At 41.0% G+C, this 20,445-nt stretch carries 17 protein-coding genes; 4 read left to right on the top strand and 13 right to left on the bottom strand.

Going from position 1 to position 20,445, the window contains the following annotated elements; translation table 11 throughout:
* Positions 1–522 precede the first annotated feature (522 nt).
* Together AC1D7X_RS00060 and AC1D7X_RS00065 are read right to left on the bottom strand one after the other, a co-directional pair.
* Entirely contained in the window at positions 523–1,233 is a 711-nt protein-coding gene (locus tag AC1D7X_RS00060; protein WP_495454639.1) for a glycosyltransferase family 2 protein, read from the bottom strand.
* Positions 1,234–1,358: 125 nt separating this feature from the next.
* The gene (locus AC1D7X_RS00065) at positions 1,359–1,820 is read right to left on the bottom strand and encodes a MarR family winged helix-turn-helix transcriptional regulator (RefSeq protein WP_495474419.1); all 462 of its coding nucleotides are present in this window, start codon (positions 1,818–1,820) and stop codon (positions 1,359–1,361) included.
* A gap of 217 nt (positions 1,821–2,037) precedes the next feature.
* Here AC1D7X_RS00065 and AC1D7X_RS00070 point away from each other — a divergent pair, with 217 nt between their 5' ends.
* Entirely contained in the window at positions 2,038–3,054 is a 1,017-nt protein-coding gene (locus AC1D7X_RS00070) for an SDR family oxidoreductase (RefSeq protein ID WP_495454637.1), read from the top strand.
* An 87-nt stretch (positions 3,055–3,141) separates the two neighbouring features.
* Positions 3,142–4,002 carry an AraC family transcriptional regulator gene (locus tag AC1D7X_RS00075; RefSeq protein ID WP_495454636.1) on the top strand — a complete coding sequence of 287 codons (861 nt, stop codon included), beginning with the start codon at positions 3,142–3,144 and terminating at the stop codon, positions 4,000–4,002.
* 274 nt (positions 4,003–4,276) lie between these two features.
* Here AC1D7X_RS00075 and AC1D7X_RS00080 read toward each other — a convergent pair whose 3' ends face one another.
* The 3 genes from AC1D7X_RS00080 to AC1D7X_RS00090 all read right to left on the bottom strand — a co-directional run bounded on the left by AC1D7X_RS00080 (position 4,277) and on the right by AC1D7X_RS00090 (position 6,123).
* Positions 4,277–5,098, bottom strand: coding sequence for a methyltransferase domain-containing protein (locus AC1D7X_RS00080; protein WP_495474420.1), 822 nt, complete (start codon positions 5,096–5,098; stop codon positions 4,277–4,279).
* A gap of 19 nt (positions 5,099–5,117) precedes the next feature.
* Positions 5,118–5,840: a hypothetical protein gene (locus tag AC1D7X_RS00085; RefSeq protein WP_495454635.1), complete on the bottom strand. Its 723-nt coding sequence runs from the start codon at positions 5,838–5,840 to the stop codon at positions 5,118–5,120.
* Positions 5,841–5,928: 88 nt separating this feature from the next.
* Positions 5,929–6,123 carry a hypothetical protein gene (locus AC1D7X_RS00090; RefSeq protein WP_495454634.1) on the bottom strand — a complete coding sequence of 65 codons (195 nt, stop codon included), beginning with the start codon at positions 6,121–6,123 and terminating at the stop codon, positions 5,929–5,931.
* 265 nt (positions 6,124–6,388) lie between these two features.
* Between AC1D7X_RS00090 and AC1D7X_RS00095 the strand changes: the two genes are divergently transcribed.
* Complete coding sequence (locus AC1D7X_RS00095) at positions 6,389–6,595, top strand: hypothetical protein (RefSeq protein ID WP_495454633.1); 207 nt, start codon at positions 6,389–6,391, stop codon at positions 6,593–6,595.
* A 492-nt stretch (positions 6,596–7,087) separates the two neighbouring features.
* Positions 7,088–9,928 (top strand): glycosyl hydrolase, encoded by a 2,841-nt coding sequence (locus tag AC1D7X_RS00100; protein WP_495454632.1) that lies wholly within the window; start codon positions 7,088–7,090, stop codon positions 9,926–9,928.
* A gap of 105 nt (positions 9,929–10,033) precedes the next feature.
* Here the strand turns inward: AC1D7X_RS00100 and AC1D7X_RS00105 are convergent, their stop codons facing one another.
* From AC1D7X_RS00105 to AC1D7X_RS00140, 8 genes are all read right to left on the bottom strand, one after another.
* Positions 10,034–11,254 carry an MFS transporter gene (locus AC1D7X_RS00105; protein WP_495454631.1) on the bottom strand — a complete coding sequence of 407 codons (1,221 nt, stop codon included), beginning with the start codon at positions 11,252–11,254 and terminating at the stop codon, positions 10,034–10,036.
* 68 nt (positions 11,255–11,322) lie between these two features.
* Positions 11,323–11,745: a MarR family winged helix-turn-helix transcriptional regulator gene (locus tag AC1D7X_RS00110; RefSeq protein ID WP_495454757.1), complete on the bottom strand. Its 423-nt coding sequence runs from the start codon at positions 11,743–11,745 to the stop codon at positions 11,323–11,325.
* A gap of 250 nt (positions 11,746–11,995) precedes the next feature.
* Positions 11,996–14,428 (bottom strand): DNA gyrase subunit A, encoded by a 2,433-nt coding sequence (gene gyrA, locus AC1D7X_RS00115; RefSeq protein WP_495474421.1) that lies wholly within the window; start codon positions 14,426–14,428, stop codon positions 11,996–11,998.
* A gap of 11 nt (positions 14,429–14,439) precedes the next feature.
* Positions 14,440–16,422 (bottom strand): DNA topoisomerase IV subunit B, encoded by a 1,983-nt coding sequence (parE, locus tag AC1D7X_RS00120; protein ID WP_495454629.1) that lies wholly within the window; start codon positions 16,420–16,422, stop codon positions 14,440–14,442.
* A 76-nt stretch (positions 16,423–16,498) separates the two neighbouring features.
* Positions 16,499–17,479 (bottom strand): ABC transporter permease, encoded by a 981-nt coding sequence (locus AC1D7X_RS00125; RefSeq protein WP_495454756.1) that lies wholly within the window; start codon positions 17,477–17,479, stop codon positions 16,499–16,501.
* Positions 17,480–17,483: 4 nt separating this feature from the next.
* Positions 17,484–18,461: an ABC transporter ATP-binding protein gene (locus AC1D7X_RS00130; RefSeq protein ID WP_495454755.1), complete on the bottom strand. Its 978-nt coding sequence runs from the start codon at positions 18,459–18,461 to the stop codon at positions 17,484–17,486.
* A gap of 29 nt (positions 18,462–18,490) precedes the next feature.
* A complete protein-coding gene (locus AC1D7X_RS00135) occupies positions 18,491–19,360 on the bottom strand; it encodes a GDSL-type esterase/lipase family protein (protein WP_495454628.1) in 870 nt (289 codons plus the stop codon).
* Positions 19,361–19,616: 256 nt separating this feature from the next.
* Positions 19,617–20,417 carry a CAP domain-containing protein gene (locus AC1D7X_RS00140; protein ID WP_495474422.1) on the bottom strand — a complete coding sequence of 267 codons (801 nt, stop codon included), beginning with the start codon at positions 20,415–20,417 and terminating at the stop codon, positions 19,617–19,619.
* Positions 20,418–20,445 lie beyond the last annotated feature (28 nt).

The raw sequence follows: 20,445 nt of genomic DNA on the forward strand, positions 1-20,445 counted from the left end.
ATTGTATAACCCCCTATAGCGGTTGAAATCCGATGGCAAGATTATGCTTCCGATGTAGCTTTCCTAAGGAAAGCTTTTAGACGAACGCTTACGCTTCTTCAGGACAATTCCGTCATCTTCACTGCTTCGAACGTATTCCATTTTTTTCTTTACAGGCATCTATTTCACAATCTCTTTGTGCAAAAGGTGCCTGTTTTTTCGTATGATAAAGGTATCAAATCTAGACGGGTGTTCATGATGCTTCCCTCTATAAATATTGTCTCGATAATGGTCGCAATGCAGTGCCAAGGTGCGATGGCAGTATTCTCCGTCAATCTGAAACGAAACATAACTTTCTTGATGACAGAAAAAAACTGAAATACGGCGTAAAGAAAGGCGACCTTCCGTTTATAAATTGAACGAAAGATCACCCATTTTATTTTGTATGTTCACTTAAAATTAAACACGAAAGTTTTTCAGTTCCCTCCTAATCTTGAGGTGCTTTTTTGATCCTATCGTATATATGGAGCTTGAAACTTCGTGCTATTCGCCTTTTATTCTATACTGAACGACTCTTTTCTTGATCCACCCCAACATTATTGCATCCTTGTACCCAAGAAATGTTCGTTTATACAAACCATACTTTGAACCGCCATGCTTCTTGCTTTTCCTATGCGTTACGGAAACCTCAATAACAGAGAATCCATTCATTTTTGCCAGTGTGGGGAGAAATTGATGCATGCCATTATATAAGTAGAAACTCTCAGCCACTTCCCGTTTCATTAACTTCAGCGGACACCCTGCGTCTCTAATGGTATCACCTGTCAACCAATTTTGAATGCCATTTCTAATGCGTGAACATACCTTTTTAATCCAAGCATCCTTTCGATCCGTTCGTTTGCCATTAACAAAGTCCACTCTTTCAATAAAAGGCATTAATCTAAAAATATCTCGGGGATCTGTTTGTAAATCTGCATCAATTAATGCAATTAATTCGCCCTCTGACTTTCTAATGCCTGCCCAAATAGCCGCCGTTAGACCACAGTTTTTCTCAAAATGAATTACTTTTACGAACTCATCTGTACTCGCTATGTCATTCAGAACACTTGCGCTGCGATCCTTGCTGCCATCATTAACAAGTATAATCTCATAACTCTCAACTCTATCTTTTATTGCATCTGTAATACTACGATGAAGTTCTCTAATATGATCTTCATTATTGTACATCGGTGCGATTACAGATAACTTAATCATTCCGATTCACCTCTAACATCCACGATTTATTGTTCCATTCCATTCTCAAACAACCGACTCCGACCCATTATATCATCCTGTAAAATAAACTTCTTTCATGGACGGACAATGGCTTGCCATGTCTGTTATGATTTAAGTTCCTTCGACTCTCTAGAATATTCATAAACTTCTTCAAGCAGCATAATAAGTGTTGTCACTTTCTCCTCTCCAAGCCTCTCAATTAGACCCGTAAAGTGAGTGCTTACTCGCTCCCATGCTCTTTGAGTAAATTCCTCTCCACAATCTGTGAAGCGGAGTAATGTTATTCGTTTGTCCTTGGAGTCAGGTACACTCTGTACGTAACCATATTCAATTAATTGTTTCGTCACTTGAGTTACCGATGGAGAGGTTACGATTAGTTTTTTACTAATATCTGAAATGCTGACCCCTTTATCACTCTCATTCGTCGTTAATTGTTTAATACACAGCAATACTCTAACCTCACTTGGTCGTATACCGAGGTTTTCTTTCTTACCCCAATCAATTTTAATAAATTTATCAAAAATCCCAATCATTTCTCTTGCGAGCAACAAGTTAGAATTATCCATTATCTTAAACACCTCTTTTTCAGATAATTACATGTCAACCTAGTAAATATCCATTAACTGCAATAGTAATATTAAAGCATAATATATTTAGGTTAGCAACCTATCCTTTTTCTGAACTAATTCCGAAGATTTATCTTTTAATTCACACTCTACTGATTAAAGTTCGCGCTATAATGATAGTGAAGGAAATCGTAGTACTATTTCACGGAGGTGGATCATGAAAGCACTATTTATTGGAGGAACAGGAACCATTAGTTCTGCTATCACAAGACAGTTATTGGACCAAGGGTGCGACCTTTATCTTCTAAATAGAGGTACGCATAATGATACTCTGCCAGCTGGAGTAAAGATCATTACAGCGGATATTCATGACGAAGAGAATGTATCTTCACTTATTGAACATATGGAGTTTGATGTCGTTGCAGATTTCATAGCATTTGAACCTAGTCAGTTGGAAAGAGATGTTCGACTGTTCAAAGGTAAGACGAAACAATTTATATTCGTAAGTTCTGCCTCTGCCTATCAGACCCCTCTATCCGATTATCGAATTACGGAGGGAACCCCTCTATCGAATCCGTTCTGGGAATATTCAAGAAATAAAATTGCTTGTGAAGAGTATCTGATGAAACAATATCGTGAACACGGATTTCCAATCACCATTATAAGACCAAGTCACACCTATGATGAACGTTCCATTCCGCTGGGTGTACATGGAGCAAACGGAAGTTGGCAAGTTGCTAAACGTATGTTGGAAAGTAAACCTGTAATCATTCATGGCGATGGTACATCCTTATGGACAATGACACATAATCGTGATTTTGCGAAAGGCTTTATCGGCTTAATGGGAAATATCCATGCGATTGGTGAGTCCGTACATATCACGTCAGATGAATCTGTTACTTGGAATCAAATATACGAGATCATTGCAGATGCCTTAGGTGTGAAACTCAACGCAGTACATGTATCATCCGAATTCTTGGCTGCGTCTAGTAAAGAAGATTTCAGAGGTGGACTTCTAGGGGATAAAGCTAATTCTGTCGTATTTGACAATAGTAAACTGAAAAGGCTTGTACCTGAATTCGTGGCAACCACTCGACTTGATCAAGGTATTAAGCAGACTGTTCAACACATACTCGCACATCCTGAACTTCAAAAAGAAGATAAGGAGTTTGATATTTGGTGCGATAAGCTTGTCCATGCATTAGATGCCGCTCTCATGACAATGATCGAATAAGACATGTAACCTGTCTTTAGAGAGCACGGAGGAACAGGTGCGGAGAACCTCATCATGATAGTATGAATTCAAGAGGAGATGGCAACCATGGAATGGCTTATCCGAATGAAGGAAGCTTTGGATTATATGGAGAGCAAGATGGAGGAAACCTTACTTATTGACGATATCGCAAAAGTAGCATACTCCTCCCCTTTCCACTTCCAGCGCATGTTCTTCATGCTGACCGGTGTATCGGTTGCAGACTATATTCGCAGACGTAGATTGACACTGGCTGCTCAGGAACTAGCAATCTCCAAAGTTAAAGTGCTAGACGTAGCTCTGAAATACGGATATGAGTCTCCTGAATCTTTCGCTAAGGCGTTCCGAAAGGCACACGGCATTGCACCTTCTACAGCGCGCGAGCCAGGAATACAACTTAAAGCGTTCCCCCGCCTCTCCTTCCACTTAGCTTTGAAGGGAGATAAAGAAATGGAATACAGAATCGTGGAAAAGGAAGCATTTACTGTTATCGGCAAACCCATTCAGCTTACGACTAGAGATGGGGAGAATACACGCGAAATCCCCCTCCTTTGGCAGAAAGCAAACGAAGACGGCACCTCCGATAAGCTTATCGAGATTGGTGTTGACAAGGATTTAATGGGTATCTGTACAGGTATGGAGCATGACAAAGAAACATTTTCTTATTGGATCGCTGTGGAAGGACGCCCTGAAACCGACCCACAAGGTTTCGCAACCACTGTTATTCCTGCTGCGAATTGGGCCATCTTCACTTCTGTAGGGCCCATGCCGCACGCCATTCAAGAGGTTTGGGAACGGATCTTTCAAGAATGGTTCCCTGGAACAGGGTATGAGCACGCGGGTGGAGCCGAGTTTGAACTGTATCTGCCTGGTAATCCAAGTGCTGAGGATTATCGCTGTGAAGTGTGGATTCCAATTAAGAAAAAATAATTCAGTTCATCGTTACTTCGACTTCTGTAAATAAAGTAAAAGAGGATAAGCATAAACGATCTCGTCGTCCTTTAACGACGAAGAAACGTTTAGCGTTGAAATATAAGCCATTTATAAGTGGAAATACTTATAAATTCTTATATTTCAAAAAAAGGCGACTTCCGTTCAGATTGAACGAAAGTCGCCCTTTTTAACCGATATTGTAAATGACGTTCTCGTTAGATTAATGGCAAGGACCCTACCTCTGCAGCATTTAATATCAACAATCTATCTATTAAACGGTACGCCCAATATATAGAAGATGCGAGGAAATCCCCAACAACGATGGATCTTGAGCATTTTGTATAAGGTAATTGATCAACTGATCATATTCTTCTTGACCCCTCTGTTGCCAATATGACCATTGCTCTTCGTTCAATAACGCCCCGACATTGGTTGAACCAATCAGCTGAATAGATTCAAACCCATGACTCTCCATGAAAGGGTTAATATCTTCTACATTGTAGAAGTAGGCCCCGGTATATCTTCCTTCATCTGTATGATTAAAAATACCATCCTGCATAAACGCTTGAATAGCATCCATATTGTCATTCGGTCTCCAATGATTCGGGGATAACAGCGACGCCAGCGCATGATTCGTACGAGAACGAAAAGCAACAAATACGTAATTTCCCTTCTTCGTCACTCGATGAAGTTCTTGGATAGCCATCCGACGGTCTCTCCCATCCTGTAGATGATACATCGGACCCAGCATTAACGATGCATCGAAGGAATCAGCTGCAAACACCGATAAATCCCGAGCATCCGCTACATGAAACCCATTAAAGAGTGCCTCCACTCGGAACTCACATGACTTTTCTCTAGCTATGTCTACAAGTTTAGGTGTGAGGTCAGCTAATGTCATTCGGTATCCCTGCTGAGCAAGTCTCATAGCATATTTACCTGGCCCTGCACCATTGTCTAGAATATGACCTGTGGGCGGTAAATACTTATTGATGTAATGCCAATTCACGGTGAATTCAAGAGGTTCACGGTCTAAGCGACTCCACTCCCTCTCCCCGAAGCTATTATAATAATTCAATACCGAATTTGTCATGTGGATATCACCCTTCACTTCATTCCCACCTTCGCTCATGAACGCCATCACTCAAAGTAATCATCAATCCGGACCCAATGGTTCCCGTCATGCTCACAGAATAATCTATATCATAATCAAACTTCACACCATAGATTTCTTCTGAATGTGGCGCTAGATCCAACGAAGACAATCGGATATCAGGTAAGTTAGATAGCGGCTTGCCATAAAAAATAGGAACTTCGATGACAGGAGTTATTTCAACAGTATTTCTACTATAATTGGTTAATGTTAATTGACAGGTACCTGTATATTTGTTTTTTTCAAGAACATAATTACAACTAACATGATCCCGTTCCACTTCTACAGCATATACACCTGATGCAAATAACTGTTGATACGTCGTTATAACCCAACCTGGAGCACTATTCAATAACATCATAATAAGAATGAATGCTACAAATAGCCCCCGATTAAGAGCTCTGTCTAATACAAAGAATAAGACCACCAATATCAACAATACACCTATGTTCGCGTAATGAAATCCCATGCCATTCTCACCCGAGTGTATGGGTAACCCTACCCATTGAAAGAGCATTTCAGCCACAGTCAGCGGCCCAGGATAGCGAATGCACAATATAATCACTAACAACAACAGAGCCATCGCTATAATCAAAGACCGTCGATCACGAACGAACGGCGGCCGATCTTCCACTCTAAGGTCGTATAAATGGACAACATTATTCTTCTTTTTTATGAACATTCGGAGTCCCCTTCACTGTGTCGTTATCATATATAACGCCAAGTAGTTCATAAGGTTACAACCTTTTAGCTAAAATAACTTGAATGGCTTAATGTACTATCTCCGTATAGACCTTCCCATTCAACGTTTCGATCTCTACACGATCACCTAATTGCAGAACAAAATTCAGAAATTTACGATTTATCTCTAATCCATTTAACTTCATGACCTTCACATTCTCTAATTCCCAACCAAATTCATCATGTACATCCATATCAAAAATAACATCATATAACGTTTGCATCCTATCACCCTTCATTTCCTCATGTATAAATCAACGTAAGTATCATACCATCTAGCAAACATAACTACACACAAATAATTTCATTCTATGAATCTGCAAAAACAGACTATTGCTAGCTAATATTCGAAAGAATAGAGTCATAAATCATCAAAAAATAGTGGAAAATTATTAGTTTCAAGCTGCATGATATGACAATCTTTTTCTAACATAAATGATATATTTGTTCTACACTTAGTGAACTAGGTGCATAAACGGAGGGATTAATATGGGAGATTTAGAAAATGCTATCGTATTAGAAGATGAAGTCGTTGTTGATGAATTAGAAGTAACTGAATCAGCAGATCCCATCGAAGATTTAACAGAAGAAGTTGTTAATGAAGATGCCGATGAGGAAGAAGACGAAGATGAAGATGATGGTGAGGAAGAAGTAGAGCTTGATGAAGAAGTTGAAACAGAAGACGATCTCATCTAAATTATAAGTTTCTTTTAACTCCCCCTTCATAATAAAAAAACATACGTGATAAAATTAACCTGTTCATTTATGAACAGGTTTTCATTTTGCTTCAGAGTCCCTCTAACGCCCCCCTAATAGATGATATCTTAACGAAAAATTTCGAACTCTTCTCTCACCTTATCTCCACAACCAAGAATCTCTCCTTCCCAAGATATTTTCTATTATTTTACGAAAATAATAATAGGGCTTTCGTAACCTATTTTTAACAAATTTATGGGTTTTTCGGATCATTTCGTTGATAATTAGTAACAATAGCTTGACTTGGTAATATTTGGTGATTAAGAATGAAGGTGTATACACCGTACAGCGCTGATATCTTGAGGTTCCATCATTACCTACAAATCATCCTAAGAAAGGAGACGCTCACGTATTTATCACGGTAAACATCATTGTAATCCTATGTATGCAAGTCATCCAATCCAATAATCTATTCTACAAAGGAGGATTTAAGTGAAGAAGATCATCTTGTATCTATTGATGCTATGTTTAGGTCTAGTATTACCGGCAAAAATGTATGCGTTTTCAGGCGAGATTAACGTAGGACAGGGATCGTATTCTACAATCCTTCCCTCCGGGGCAAATGCTGTACAGTCAGCCATATCTAAAACTTCCAATGTCACAGGTAAAATGCCTACAAACGATTGGTGGAGTAATCTAGCATGGGATAACTATTCAGAAGCACAATATCCACATCCACTCGCGATGAAGAATCAATCGGATGGCATACGGATTTATTATCCTGGCTCAAGAATCACAGCACAACCGGGATATATTGCTGGGTGGATGGGCGACATTCATGACTTCACGGTGGGACATACCTCAGAATCCGTATTCCCAGATGCTAAAGTGGACGGATTTAGTGATTGGTTTGTCAAAGCATTGTATCAAAAAGGAAACAACTCGATGAATGTGTCCTATGGGCACGGTTCTCCCTACGTGTATTTCACTTATGCAGGAGGAAACCCTAAGCTAAAGTTCTATACACCTCCTACAGTATGGTCTGGTGGAGCGAGTAGCTCCGTTCTTGGTATTACGATCGAAGGTGCACATTATGGGCTCTATGGCCCCACCGGGAGCACTTGGAGCGGAATCTCAACAACAACGTTAACCAACAATTTAAACGGCAAAAATTACTTCTCCATCGCCTCTCTTCCGGATTCATCGGTGGCAACTTTAAATAAATACAAACAATACGCGTATTCTCATGTGACGGATACCAAGTCCAACTACACTTACAATGAAAGTAGCAGCGAAGTAACGACAACCTTCACCGTGAGTACGGTGGCCAAAGAGGGAACTCAGACGGGGACGATTATGGCACTTTATCCTCATCAATGGAAAAACTCTCAGAATGCCACTCTATCTTACACTTATCCATCCGTAAGAGGATTGATGAAGACAGTCGAAGGATCCTCTTTTCAAACGAAGCTGAAATTCACAGGGGTTCTGCCTTCGTTACCTGATCAGGGTACTTATGACAAAAATAAATTAAATCAATATCTTAATGAAGCTGCACAAGAAGTATATTCGGATGCTCCAGATACGTACTGGGTAGGTAAACGTCTCGGTAAGCTAGCGACGCTGGCTCCCATTGCCGATCAGATGGGGAATACGGCGGTAGCATCCCAGTTCCGTAGTGAGATCAAGAGCAGGCTCATAGATTGGTTCACAGCAAGTGATTCATCTTCTAATTTAAAAAGCACTAACTTATTTTATTATAACAACAATTGGGGAACTGTTATTGGGTATCCCGATAGTTATGGATCCGCTCTTGAGTTGAACGACCATCATTTTCACTATGGATATTACATCAAAGCAGCGGCGGAAATTGCACGCTTGGATAAGAATTGGGCAAGTGATACGAATTGGGGCGGGATGGTCAAACTGTTGATCCGCGATATCGCCAATGTAGACCGTAATGACACCTCATTCCCTTACCTCCGAAACTTTGATCCGTATGCTGGACATTCTTGGGCATCCGGCCATGCCCGATTTGGAGACGGTAACAATAATGAGTCTTCTTCTGAAGCTATGAATGCTTGGGCAGGAATGATTCTTTGGGGTGAAGCTACCGGAGATAAAACGATTCGCGACGCTGGAATTTATCAGTATACAACCGAAATGAATGCTATTAATGAATATTGGTTCGATGTCGATGGCACTAATCATCCGGCAGGATTTACGAAGGAAACAGCAAGTATGATCTGGGGCGGGAAGACCGTTGGTGATGCCACATGGTGGACGGCTAACCCTGCAGAAGTGCATGGAATTAATTGGCTCCCTATAACATCTGCTTCACTGTATTTAACACAACATCCAGGATACGCCGCGATAAACTACAATGCTCTCTTATCCGAAAGCGGCGGTAATTTCAGTCCATGGGAAGATATCGTATACATGTACCGAGCCATTTCAGATCCATCTGATGCCAAAGCGAAATTTAATGCCCGGTCATCAACACTTGTACCAGAACAAGGTAACTCCAAAGCAAACGCCTATCATTGGATTTATAATCTAGATGCTCTAGGTAACGCAGACCGCAGTATTACAGCAGATTACCCCATGTATGCCGTATTTAATAAAAATGGCGTTAGAACATACGTAGTATACAATATGACGAGCAATGTCAAAACCGTAACTTTCTCTAATGGTCAGCAAGTGACTGTGCAGCCTAATAGTTTCAACATTGGTAATGGAGGAGGAACAATACCTCCGCCACTAGATACACAAGCCCCTACGGCACCGAATACTCTAACTGTCTCATCTAAGACAGCAACATCCGTTAGTTTAAGTTGGAATGCTTCCCAGGACAATGTAGGCGTTACTGGCTATGAAGTATATCGTGGCGGTACCTTAGCTACTTCCGTATCTGGTGCATCAGCTACCGTGAGTGGTTTAACAGCGAACACCTCGTATACTTTTACAGTAAAGGCCAAGGACGCTGCTGGTAACCTCTCTCCTGCTAGCAATGCAGTTTCTGTTACGACCGATTCTCCTAACGGAGGAAACGGAGAAATTGTAACAAACGACTATACCGCTGGGGTTACTCGACTCAGTTCCTCTGAAGCACAAATCTATTTCAGACCTGTCGTGGCGGCGTCATATGTAGATGTTCACTATACCGTTGCAGGAGGAGGACAACTAAATTATCGTATGACGAATAACAATGGAACATGGGAACAGGTTATCTCTAACTTGAACAATGGACATGTCATTGATTATTGGTTCACTTATGAGAAATCAGGACCACAATATGATTCACCGCATTATCAGTACACTCATTCCCAATAGTGTTTAAAGCAGAACATTAAACCTATCTGCATAAGTCAAAATAGGCGACTTCTCGTTCGATTATGAACGGAAGGTCGCCTATCTGGAGTACTGCACTATTCAAATCTACTCATCTGCTAATTCCATTCCCTTGGTCTCTTTACCCAAAAAGAGTACAGCAGCAGCGCCAATGAGGATCACCACGAAAAACATCATAAAGATAACTTTCAGTTCAATTCCTTTTGTTATAAGTCCACCCACTAATAATGGAGCGATAACTCCTCCTATACGTCCCATGGCCGTTGCAAGCCCAACGCCTGTCGTCCGCACCTTTGTTGGATATAACTCTGGACTGTAGGCATATAAACCTCCCCAAGCTCCCAAGTTAAAGAACGATAGAAATATTCCTGACGTTATTAGCATCCCTACGGATGTGGAATATCCAAACCACGCGGCACTAAGAGCTGTCATCACTAAGTATGTGATAAGGACGAATTTGCGTCCGAATTTCTCAATGAAATAAGCAGCGGTGAAATATCCAGGGAGTTGAGCTAAAGTCATAATAAGGACATACTCAAAACTCTTAACTAACGTGAACCCTTTCATTGTCATAATGGAGGGTAACCACAGGAACATACCATAATAGGAAAACACGACAGTGAACCATAAGATCCACAACATAATCGTAGATCGTCGATGCTCCATTGACCATACCTGAGCTACTTTTTCACGAAAAGAAACTTTACGTACCCCACTTTGTTTGATGAACCGAGGTGGGTCCTCAATCGCACGTCTTAGATAGAGAGCGTATATTGCAGGGACTGCACCAATGACGAAAGCGGCCTGCCAACCAAATTCAGGAATTATAAAGTAGCCAATCAGTGCAGCACAGATCCAACCGACTGCCCAAAAACTCTCCAGGAGCACTACGGCACGTCCACGTTCCTTCGCTGGCATAGATTCAGATACAAGTGTAGACGCTACAGGTAGCTCTCCACCGAGTCCAACACCTGATATAAATCGTAATACACACAATACGCCGAAGCCTGTTGCAAGGGCAGATAATCCGCTTGCGATCGAGAATATTAATAACGTCCACAACAATATAGATTTACGTCCATATCGATCTGCCATAACTCCTGCTAAGGCAGCGCCAAGAACCATCCCTAAGGAACTTATACTTGTTAGAAAACCAACCTGTCCCGCTGTCAGGGACCATTCCACACTAAGCGCTGCAACGATAAATGAAATGATACCCACATCCATGGCATCGAACAGCCAACTAAGACCTACACCAAATAGTAATTTACGTTGTTTAGGATTACGTAACACTTCCATCTTGTTCATTATGAAAGACTCCCTTTGTTGTCTCAACAGAGTTACTCTAACCTTGTACACAGCTTACCCTTAAATATTCATACCACTTTCGTAGTATTCGCTGTAATTTTTCCAAGAAGATATACAAGTAATTGTTGATTATGTGATGATATACGATTTAACACCGTGGATAAAAAAGCATCGCGAATCTGTATACCGCGCTCTGCCTCCTGTTTGCCTTTCTCTGAAATGGACACCCAGACGATACGGCGATCTTGACTATCACGCTCTCTACCTAACAGACCACTCTTCTCCATTCGATCCAATAGCATCGTGACTGCCGCTGGACTTGTAGCCAAATAAGGTATGAAATCGGAAGGTTTCATCGTGCCACGTTCCATGATGACCTCAAGAACAGTTAACTGAGCTTCTGTCAGTACAGGTGCAAGTTCACTTTCCATATGTAATTTATAATCTTTGCTAAGCTGGGACCATAATTTCGCGAATTCGGAAGTTTGCAACAGTATACCTACCTTTCTATATACCACTTCGTTTATATCATTAACTTTCGCGAAATTTGTTCCATTTCCTTCCTATCTCCTAAAATTTTCATTTTATTAGCAAAAATGGCCTCACCATTCTTTCGCGGTGAAGAAACGTTTAGCATTGAAATATAAGCCTAATTATAAGCAGAACTACTTATAAATTCTTATATTTTAAAGAAAGCATCCTCACTACAATCGTAGTAGAATGCCTTCTATCTTACCTATTTTACTTCTCGAACAAATCATTAATCTGATCATTTTTGTCTAGATGAATCAGTTGTTTACCCGTCGATTTACGATCGGATATTGGCGTTTGTTCGGAAGTCATCTCAACTGTAGTCCCCGCTTGACTCACAGCTACTAAATGAACGGGTTCCTTACAATAGAATGCGCCTACCAAGTGACTTCCATTTGGTTTGACACGTTTACCCTCTTTGAATTCAAATGTCGGTAATCCTTTGCCTCCGCGACTTTGGGATAAGTAGTCTACCAACAGGGATCGTTTGGCATAACCAATATCGCTGACCGTAAGAATTTCACCTTCATCGTCCTCCACCCATAGAGCAGACACGATCTCGTCACCTTCACGTAATTGCATTCCTCGTACACCCGTGGATACGCGACCCATCGAGTTCACTTCTTGTTCTTTAAAGCGAATACTCATTCCTAATTTACTTACGAGTAGTATGTCTTTACTGTTATCGCTCATCGTAACGGAGATGATCTCATCTGCCTCAGCTACTTTACAAGCAGCGACAGCATTTGAACGATTCGTCATATACTCTTTCAGTTCCGTACGTTTAACTTGGCCTTTTCTAGTAACAAATACAAGACTCTTACCTGGATCATCGAGTGTTGAAACCGGTATGAAGCCAACAATCTCATCTTCTTTGGCAAGATGTATGACATTCACGATGGCCGTACCGGCATCTTTCCATTTAAACTCTGGAATCTGATGAACAGGTAGTATAAAGTATTGTCCTTTTTGAGTGAAGACCAATAAGTTTTCGAGTGTGTTTAACTCAAGTACTTTTTTAAGGTAATCGCCGTCTTTCACTCCAGACCCTTCACGATCACCGCCCGATCTAGTAAACGACTGCATACTAGTTCGCTTAATATAACCATCGTTAGAGAGGGTCACAATTACATCTTCTGCATTAACCAATACTTCAAGATTCACCTTCAGTTCTTCAACTTCACCCTGAATAACAGATCGGCGGTCTATTCCATATTTTTCTCTTATGTCCATAAGTTCTTTACGAATGACTGCTAACAGCTTCTTTTCACTCTCAATAATGCCGCGTAGCGTAGCAACCTTCTTATTAATCTCGTCCATTTCTTTCGTTAATGTCGTGATCTCTAAGTTCGTAATTCGATATAGTTGTAAAGTAAGAATCGCATCCGCTTGACGCTCCGTGAAGCCAAACATCCATTGTAAGTTGTTCTGAGCATCCTGTCGGTTCTTAGAAGCTTTGATGGCTGCAATGACTTCATCTAGAATGTTAAGTGCCTTCACTAGGCCTTCGAGCACATGGAGACGATCTTCAGCTTTATTCAGATCATATTTCGTTCTACGAGTGACTACTTCACGTTGATGTTCAATATAAGCCTGGAGAATCGGTTTAAGCCCTAATTGATGAGGAGCCTTGTTCACGATCGCAACCATATTGAAGTTATACGTGATTTGTAAATCCGTTTTTTTCAACAAATAAGCCAAGATTCCTTGTGCATCGGCTTCTTTCTTCAATTCAATAACGATACGAAGCCCTTCACGACCACTTTCATCACGCACCTCAGCGATACCCTCAACCTTTTTCTCTAATCGGATATTCTCCATAGCGGTTACAAGGCGTGACTTAACTACCTGAAAAGGGATCTCCGTGATTACAATCTGCTGCTTCCCACCACGCATAAATTCAATATCCGTCTTAGATCTTAAATAAATGCGTCCTTTACCTGTGCGATAAGCATCCATGATGCCTTCTCCGCCCATGATTGTTCCACCAAGGGGAAAGTCTGGACCTTTGATAAAGGTCATCAATTCTTCCAGTTCAATCTCTGGTTTCTGCATGACTGCTATACACGCATCGATAACCTCACGCAAATTATGCGGAGGAATTTCAGTTGCGAAACCTGCAGAGATCCCACTCGCACCATTAACGAGAAGATTAGGATATCTCGAAGGTAATACCGTTGGTTCTTGTGTGGTGTTATCGAAATTGTCCTTAAATAATACAGTACCTTTCTCGATATCACGCAATAATTCTAAGGCAATCGGTGATAACCTTGCTTCCGTATAACGCATAGCTGCCGCTGGATCATCATCGATGGATCCCCAGTTACCATGTCCATCGATAAGCGTATGTCCCATTTTCCAGGGTTGTGCCATACGTACCATACCATCATAAATCGACGAGTCTCCGTGTGGATGGTAATTCCCCATCACATCTCCGACCGCCTTAGCTGACTTACGATATGGTTTGTCAGGCATATTCCCTGAATCATACATCGAATATAGAATACGTCGCTGAACAGGCTTCAGTCCATCACGTACATCGGGAATCGCACGATCTTGAATAATATATTTAGAGTACCGTCCGAAACGGTCACCAACGACCTCTTCTAAATAGGCCGGTAGATATTCTTCTGATAAGCTCATCTATTCACCTTCTATTCCTCAACTTCAGTAAAGTCAACATTATCAACAATCCAGCGTTTACGAGGATCAACTTTGTCACCCATCAAGGTGGATACGCGTCGCTCTGCTTTCGCTGCATCTACAATCTGTACTTTCAGTAGCGTTCTCATCTCTGGATTCATCGTTGTCTCCCATAACTGCTCAGGATTCATTTCTCCGAGTCCTTTATAACGCTGCAATTCGTATTTGTCTCCGAATTCTTTCAAATAATTCGCTAACTCTTCGTCGCTCCATGCATAACGCATCGTCTCGAGTTTACCCGATTTACGTGTAATCTTGTACAATGGCGGCTGTGCAATAAAGACCTTACCAGCATCAATAAGTGGTTTCATATAACGATAAAAGAACGTCAGAAGCAATACTTGAATATGCGCTCCATCCGTATCCGCATCTGTCATGATAATAACTTTAGAATAATTGCTGTCTTCCACTTCAAAATCAGTTCCAATCCCTGCCCCAATAGCCGATACAATCGCGCGATATTCCTCGTTCTTGAGGACATCAGCTAGTTTAGCTTTCTCTGGATTCAGCGGTTTCCCTTTCAAAGGTAGAATCGCTTGAATCTTAGAGTCTCGACCTTGTTTAGCTGAACCACCCGCGGAATCTCCTTCAACGATGAACAATTCTGTTCGAGTCACGTCTTTAGACTGTGCAGGTGTGAGTTTACCATTCAGGTTTGAGCTTTCACTACGCTTTTTACCCGTACGCATATCATCACGTGCTTTGCGAGCAGCTTCACGCGCTCTCGATGCCTGAACTGCCTTCTTAATCAATGTCTGCGCGACTTGAGGATTCTCTTCTAGGAAAATTTGCATGTTCTCCGAGACAATCGCATCCACCATGCTCCGTGCAGAAGCACTCCCTAGTTGGTCTTTGGTCTGGCCCACAAATTCAACGTCCGACATTTTGACACTGATTACCGTCATCATGCCTTCACGTAAATCTGTCCCTTCCAGATTCTTATCCTTCTCTTTCAGGAGGCTAGTTTTCCTAGCATAATCATTCATTATTCGAGTATAAGCTGTCTTAAATCCTGTCTCATGCGTACCGCCACCCCGCGTTGGAATGGAGTTAACGAATGAGGCCAGTGTCTCTGTATACCCTGCATTATACTGAAGGGCAACTTCAACTTCCACATCATCCTTCTCGGCATTAAAGTGAATGACGTCATGCAACACATCTTTACCTTCATTGAGGAATTCAACGAATTGGCTAGCACCACCTTCGTAATGAAATTCATCTTGTTTATCCGAACGAAGATCTTTCAACACAATACGAAGACCCGAATTCAAGAATGCAAGTTCCTGTACCCGTTCCGCCAACGTATCATAATTAAAGTGAATCCCATTTGCGAAGACACGAATATCTGGTTTGAATGTCACTTTGGTTCCTGTCTTGTTGGTATTTCCCAACACTTCAAGACCTGTAGAGGGTTCCCCTACATGTTCTACACCTTTTTTATCTACCCAATATTCGAAACGTTGGCGATGTATTTTACCATCACGATAGATTTCGACTTCCAGCCATTCTGATAAAGCATTGGTTACGGAAGCACCAACACCATGAAGTCCGCCTGATTTCTTATATCCTGAACCTCCGAATTTACCTCCTGCATGCAGGATTGTAAATACAACCTGAGGTGTAGGTATACCTGTTTTATGAATTCCTGTAGGAATACCGCGTCCATTATCTTGAACCGTCACGGATCCGTCTTTGTGTAATGTTATTTCAATTCTTGTGCAGTATTTGGCAAGATGTTCGTCCACCGCATTATCAACGATTTCCCATACTAGATGATGAAGTCCCGATGTACTTGTACTACCAATATACATTCCTGGTCTCTTGCGAACCGCAACTAGACCTTCGAGCACTTGAATGTCGTCTACATCGTACCCGGTATGGCCTTGAGCGCCGTCCTTGGAAGACTCTGCAAACAAATCGATCTGATCGACCATTCATGCTCCCCCTTTGTAAATCTTTATGTAGGATGTTCATCCGATGCAAACAGATGTTTTGTTATCCTTGTCCATTTTAATTCAAGATATCCCTTTTCGTAAAGACTCCGAATGAAATAATCACCGATATAATCGCCCAAATCCCCAGTACAATCAATGAAAAGTTAAGATTCATACCTTCAATAGGTGCTGGTGTACCGGCTAAATAATTCGTAAGTTGCAAGTTTACCATAAATAAATATTTAGCGCTTGTCCATGCTGATGCCATATTTGTCAAAATCGTACCAGCTATGAGTGCCGCCATCATCACGACGATACTTGCCGCAGTACTTCTAACTAACACAGACACCATAAATGCAAGCAAGGCCACAGTTACAGCTACGAACCATATTAATCCGCATTGCATCAACATATACTCCCATTGGGGTATCGCATGTACTGTTGACATATCCACATTAGAACCACTAATCTGAAACCCAGTAAACACGGGAATATTAAATCCCTTATATCCAAAAAAGGCTCCTGAGATCAAATAACTTATTACAAAAGTAGATAATACAATCAACGATACAAACATGATCATTGTAATCATCTTACTCAGCAGTACCTTCCACCTTTTTACGGGTCTTGTCAACAACATCTTGATCGTACCTGATGTCCTTTCACCCGATACAATATCCGAAGCGATAGCCATAATCAACAGCGGAATGAATAAAGAGATGGAATTATCCATAAACTCGCGTGTAAATGTCACCCCGTTGGGTTCTTTGGGATTAACATCATGGTCTAGATAATACTGTAGCTGTTGCACGAAAATAAGTCGATACTTCTTCCATTCCTCCGGTACACGATCGCTACCCAGTGAATTCTGATTATCTGTTATTTGCTGCTGCAGTTCAAGCTTCCAATCGCCATTGAACTTGTCTCGACTAAGCTCTGATGAACGCATTTGAGCATATGTGAAAATCGGCACCAGAACACATAGAATAAGTAGAATGACATAAAATCGTTTTTTCTTAATGATCTTAATACATTCATTTTTAATTAGAGGTACCATATGACTACTCAATGTTCTCACCTGCAGTCATTTGTAGGAATAGTTGTTCAAGTGTTGGATTAATCTTATTGACACCCTTCACAGCGATATCCGCCTTAACCAATTCTGAGATGATCATCGGAATAAGATCCTCCCCATTCTGTGTCACCACTGCATTCACTGACATACCCGCAACGATAGTATCATCGAGCTTAGATTCTGCCGACTCTACCAGCTGAACCCCTTCAAACTTAGATAATATATCTCGCCCCGCTTGCATAGGTTCCATTTCCCAAATGACATATTCAGCATTCTCTGACACCAATTCATTTACCTCACCCACAGCAAGTACTCTTCCTTGACTGATAATCGCTACACGATCACATAACAGTTGGATTTCGCTTAACAAATGACTGGATACAAATACCGCTAGACCTTCTTCTGCCAATTTTCGTATAAACACACGTAATTCCTTAATTCCTTTGGGATCAAGACCATTCGTAGGTTCATCGAGAATAAGTAACTTAGGACGACCCAATAGCGCTTGAGCTATACCAAGTCTCTGACGCATACCGAGTGAGTAAGTACTTACCTTATCATGGATACGTTGATCTAACCTAACAATATCTACGACTTCTTGAATTCTCACAACATCTACACCGGGTTGCATACGGGCAAAATGTTCCAAGTTCTCCCATCCTGTAAGATAAGTATACACTTCTGGATTCTCGACAATCGATCCTACATATTGTAAGGCATTCTCTTGATCACGGTTAACATCATAACCATAGACTTTTATGGTTCCACTACTGGGTTTAATCAGGTCAACCAACATACGTATCGTTGTCGTCTTGCCCGCACCATTGGGACCTAAGAAACCAAATATTTCACCCTCTCGCACGTCAAAAGTAACATCCTTAATAATCATTTTTTTACCGATTTTCTTATTCACATGTTCTACAGATAGAACAATATTGTCCGCGCGCTTCAATTCCCTTACCATAGTCAACTACCTCCCTCCAGAATGTCTTCTTACTGTATCCCCTGAACTATACGGTCCGCGATTTGTTGGTACCCCTCAGCGTTTGGGTGAAAATGATCTGTTGATAAATATCGTTTCAAATTGGATGTGAACAAATCATATGTAGGAACTACCGTCATATTCTCATAGTTATTCATCGTCGTGAGTGCTACATTGTTCCATGTCGCTACAGCCTCGTTACCCACCGTTCTCAATTCGGTTAGATCCCCGAATGGATTATACAAACCCACATATACGATATAAGAATCAGGATTAATCTCTCTTATTTTCTCCAACACAGTTTTCAGTTGTTCGGTTGCTTTAGGCAATGCACGCAATATCTTATCAGCTGTTACCTCTTCTACCGTAGTTGTCGACTTTGTATCTGCTGAATCATTAGAATTGTCAGAACTCCCAGCATCAGCTAAAAGCAATTGAGCTCCTTGAAATAAGTCATTTCCCCCAATAGAAAGAATGATAATATCCGCCTGTTTCAGGACGTATTGAACACCTGTCTCGTCCAACTTAGATACGAGTCCATCCGTAGTTAACCCGTTAATGCCTAAGTTGTTAAGTAATATAGACTTCTTACCCGTGTTCTTCGCAAGAGCATCCACACTTCTTTTCACGAACCCTCTTCCGGTCTGATCTCCCGTGCCTTTGGCTAAGGAGTCTCCGATAGCAGCAACCTTGTATTCCTTCTTGGTTTCCATACTATCCTTTACACCCGCTCCTTGTTGTTGTGTTGGAGCTATCATCTCTTTACCTGCCTGTGGTGCATTAATATCCTTTATGGCATATATAAATCCAGCTAGCAATATGAATGTCGTCACGATCGAGACGATACTCACCAAGCGCCAGATCCACTGTGATGATTTCATGTTCAATACCTCCCTTATTCTTGGTGTACCTGTCATCATTTTACCTAATACTTGGATTACCTATATTTAGTTTACATTAAAACTTCTAAATCAAATTTGCAAATGACGAGTACCCTAAAGACGATATAACAAAGAGTCAAAGTGTGTTATTCACCTTGTTTCGGGGTATGTAATGATCATTTAACACACAAAAAAGCGGCTGGGCATCTTATTAGAATAGCCCAGTCGCTAAATATATAATGTTTCTGTTTGTTTATTATTTGCTAATAAATTCTTGTACCCAGTGACCATTATAGAAACCCACGCCAATCGTTGTGAAGTTAGGGCTCAAAATATTGGCACGATGCCCTTCACTGTTCATCCACGAATTCATAACGTCAGCAGGTGTTTTTTGACCTTTGGCAATATTCTCACCCGCATAGCTATAAGAGATACCATAAGTCTTCATCATATCAAATGGAGACCCATAAGTTGGTGAATTATGATCAAAGTAATTATTGTTACTCATATCTTTAGCTTTATCTAGAGCCATGTTTGCTAGTTTAGAATCTACAGTCAATGCTTTAAGACCTGCTTTAGTACGTTCCTGATTTACTAGATCTACGACCTGTGCAGCAACACTTGATTTATCTGTAGTTGTAGTATTCGTTTCTGGAGTTGTTACTGGTTTAGTTTCTGGTTTAGTTTCTGGTTTAGTTTCTGGTTTAGTTTCTGGTTTTGCTTCTGGCTTAGTTTCTGGTTTTGCTTCTGGCTTAGTTTCTGGTTTTGCTTCTGGCTTAGTTTCTGGTTTTGCTTCTGGCTTAGTTTCTGGTTTTGCTTCTGGTTTAGTTGTTGGTGTTGTAGGCTTAATCGTTGTTTGTGTCTTGTCTAACACGATAACTTTCCAATTTCCATTAACACTATGATTCTTAGCCCACTCTTGAAGAACTACATTGATATCTGTATAGTTACATGTTTGATTGGAGGCAGCCGAGGCCAATCCAGGTAATGCAAGTCCAACTGCTAAAATAGAAGCAAATGTACCTGTCATAACTGTTTTAATCATTGATTTTTTCATATATAATACATCTCCCTAAATTAATATT

The sequence above is a fragment of the Paenibacillus sp. Y568 genome (assembly GCF_059445545.1).

What these genes read in the sequence shown, in the direction of transcription:
- AC1D7X_RS00060 (WP_495454639.1), bottom strand. Translation starts at nt 1,233, where the DNA reads ATGATTAAGTTATCTGTAATCGCACCGATGTACAATAATGAAGATCAT.
- AC1D7X_RS00065 (WP_495474419.1), bottom strand. Translation starts at nt 1,820, where the DNA reads ATGGATAATTCTAACTTGTTGCTCGCAAGAGAAATGATTGGGATTTTT.
- AC1D7X_RS00070 (WP_495454637.1), top strand. Translation starts at nt 2,038, where the DNA reads ATGAAAGCACTATTTATTGGAGGAACAGGAACCATTAGTTCTGCTATC.
- AC1D7X_RS00075 (WP_495454636.1), top strand. Translation starts at nt 3,142, where the DNA reads ATGGAATGGCTTATCCGAATGAAGGAAGCTTTGGATTATATGGAGAGC.
- AC1D7X_RS00080 (WP_495474420.1), bottom strand. Translation starts at nt 5,098, where the DNA reads ATGACAAATTCGGTATTGAATTATTATAATAGCTTCGGGGAGAGGGAG.
- AC1D7X_RS00085 (WP_495454635.1), bottom strand. Translation starts at nt 5,840, where the DNA reads ATGTTCATAAAAAAGAAGAATAATGTTGTCCATTTATACGACCTTAGA.
- AC1D7X_RS00090 (WP_495454634.1), bottom strand. Translation starts at nt 6,123, where the DNA reads ATGCAAACGTTATATGATGTTATTTTTGATATGGATGTACATGATGAA.
- AC1D7X_RS00095 (WP_495454633.1), top strand. Translation starts at nt 6,389, where the DNA reads ATGGGAGATTTAGAAAATGCTATCGTATTAGAAGATGAAGTCGTTGTT.
- AC1D7X_RS00105 (WP_495454631.1), bottom strand. Translation starts at nt 11,254, where the DNA reads ATGAACAAGATGGAAGTGTTACGTAATCCTAAACAACGTAAATTACTA.
- gyrA (WP_495474421.1), bottom strand. Translation starts at nt 14,428, where the DNA reads ATGAGCTTATCAGAAGAATATCTACCGGCCTATTTAGAAGAGGTCGTT.
- parE (WP_495454629.1), bottom strand. Translation starts at nt 16,422, where the DNA reads ATGGTCGATCAGATCGATTTGTTTGCAGAGTCTTCCAAGGACGGCGCT.
- AC1D7X_RS00125 (WP_495454756.1), bottom strand. Translation starts at nt 17,479, where the DNA reads ATGGTACCTCTAATTAAAAATGAATGTATTAAGATCATTAAGAAAAAA.
- AC1D7X_RS00130 (WP_495454755.1), bottom strand. Translation starts at nt 18,461, where the DNA reads ATGGTAAGGGAATTGAAGCGCGCGGACAATATTGTTCTATCTGTAGAA.
- AC1D7X_RS00135 (WP_495454628.1), bottom strand. Translation starts at nt 19,360, where the DNA reads ATGAAATCATCACAGTGGATCTGGCGCTTGGTGAGTATCGTCTCGATC.
- AC1D7X_RS00140 (WP_495474422.1), bottom strand. Translation starts at nt 20,417, where the DNA reads ATGAAAAAATCAATGATTAAAACAGTTATGACAGGTACATTTGCTTCT.